Source organism: Teichococcus aerofrigidensis (assembly GCF_054073225.1).
Genome location: NZ_JBSXMU010000235.1, coordinates 1 through 2,011 on the forward strand (window position 1 = coordinate 1; position 2,011 = coordinate 2,011).

Sequence of the window (2,011 nt, forward strand, 5' to 3'; positions counted from 1 at the left end):
GCCGTGCCCAGGCGGCAGGCCAGATCCTCGCACCAGGCCGCCAGCCCCGGATCGGGCGGCAGTTCCGCCAGCCGTGCCTGCAGCAGCCGTGCGGTGGAGATCACCGACAGCAACGCCGCGACCACGCCGCGCAGCGCGCGGATGCGCGCATAGGCGCGGGGCGAGCCGGCGGCGAGCTGATCGGCGCCGTCCTCGATCCGCGCCAGCTCCACCAGCAGCGCCTGCTCGCGCGCCGCGAGACCCGGCGCCGGCAGCGTGCCGCGCAGGCAGTCGGCGGCCCAGGCGAGGCCGTCCCGGCCCAGTTCGCTCATGCGGCGCAGCGTGGCCTCGCGGGGCGAGTCCGGCGTCAGCAGCCAGGTCACGATGGCCGAGACCAGGATCCCCAGGATCGTCGCCAGGATGCGCGCCGCCGGAAGGTCATGCGGCGGCAGGCCGGGGATGAACTCGGGCAGCACGACGATGCCCGCCGTGTAGCCGGCCAGCAATGTGCCATAGGCGAGGGAGTGCCGCAGCAGATTGCCGGCGGCGATGCAGAGGCCGAGCCAGAGCGCCAGCGCCGCCACCACCAGGACCGGCTCATGCGTCGCGCGCAGCAGCAACAGGCCGACGGCCGCGCCCGCCACGGTGCCGAGCAGGCGGAAGGCCAGCCGTTCGGCCAGCATGCCGCGCGTCGGCTGCGCCGTGATCCAGACCGTCATCGCCGCCCAGTAGGGATTGGGCAGGCCCAGCGCCAACGCCAGCGCCAGCGCGATGAGGGCGGCCAGGCCGAGCCGCAGCCCGTAGCCGATCCGGTCCCGGCTCACCGCGCGCTGCCTCGCTCTTCCTCCCGCCGGGCCATCAGGCGGGCTTCCAGACGGGCCATCAGCGCGGTGCAGGCGGCAAGTTCGGGGCCAGGGATATCCCGCAGCCACTCCGCCTCCACGCCGCGCAGCCGGGCCTCGATCCGCACCGCGGCGGCGCGCCCCTCGGGCGTCAGGCTCAGCCGGCGCGCGCGGCGATCCGTGGCATCCGCCACGCGGCGCAGCAGGCCGGCGGCCGAGAGGCCGTCGAGCAGGCGGACCAGGCTTGGCCCCTCGATGCCCATGGCCGCCGCGAGATCCTTCTGCCGCAGCTCCTCGCCCGCGCGATGCAGCCAGAGCAGGGCGCGCCAGCCAGCATCGGGGAAGGCATCCTTGCGGATCTCGGCATCCACGGCCTGCCGCCAGAGGCGGCCCAGCTGGAGCAGGCGCAGGCCGAAGCCGGCGCGCAGGGTATCGTCCGGGGAGAGCATCCCGGATGGATAGTTTGCCAGCTATCTAAATGGCAAGCGCCTTCCCACCCGCGCGGTCTGGCCCCTCACCAGCGGCGCGGCGGGCCGCAGTCCAGATGCACGAAGCCGTCCCGGCGGTAAAGGCCGACGCCGCCCACCTGCATCTCGGCCGCGATCCGGGCGACGCCATAGGCGTTGCTGCCGGGCAGGCGGAAATCCGCCGCCATGCCCGACATGTGCAGGCTGACGGTGGACACGCGCGAGGTGCGCAGCGCGCTGTTGCGCTCCGGCGTGCGATAGCCGCTGGAGATCTGGTAGAATTCGCTGTTGTCGAGCGCCTCCGCCACGCTGTGCAGCACGTCGAAGAGGCGCGGGTCCATCGGCGTGACCTCGGCGGCCGAGAGATCCCGGAACACCCAGTCGAGCTGATGCAGCGCCTGCCGGTCGTAGCGACCGTCGCGGAAATAGACGCCGTCGAAGCTGTCCTCGGTGAGCACCCGCTGGACGCGCAGCCGCCGCACCGGCGCCAGCGGCGGCTGCGCCCGCGCGCTGCCGGGCATCGCGGCGGTACAGGCCAGCAGGCCGAGGCCGGCGGTGATGATCTCGCGCCGGCTCGCCAGGGCCGGGTCGCAGCAGGGGCAGGTATCGGCGGGATGTCGTCGGAAGCGCATCACTCGATCTGGGCTGTGGGGGTTGGAACAGGCCCGGCAGGGGCAGGCGCGGAAGCGCGGGCGGGAGTGGCCGGCCGCCGCGGCGCCGCGG

The 2,011-nt window shown here is 74.2% G+C and carries 3 protein-coding genes; all 3 read right to left on the reverse strand.

Annotated features, from left to right (window positions below):
• Nucleotides 1–803, reverse strand: an 803-nt coding sequence (locus tag ACVMLK_RS20855; RefSeq protein ID WP_457487516.1) for an FUSC family protein, incomplete at its 3' end; no start/stop codon positions are given.
• Nucleotides 800–1,270 (reverse strand): MarR family winged helix-turn-helix transcriptional regulator, encoded by a 471-nt coding sequence (locus tag ACVMLK_RS20860; protein WP_457487517.1) that lies wholly within the window; start codon nt 1,268–1,270, stop codon nt 800–802. The genes ACVMLK_RS20860 and ACVMLK_RS20855, both read right to left, overlap by 4 nt.
• A gap of 65 nt (nt 1,271–1,335) precedes the next feature.
• Nucleotides 1,336–1,920, reverse strand: a complete 585-nt coding sequence (locus ACVMLK_RS20865; protein WP_422923465.1) for a YcbK family protein — start codon at nt 1,918–1,920, stop codon at nt 1,336–1,338.
• Nucleotides 1,921–2,011 lie beyond the last annotated feature (91 nt).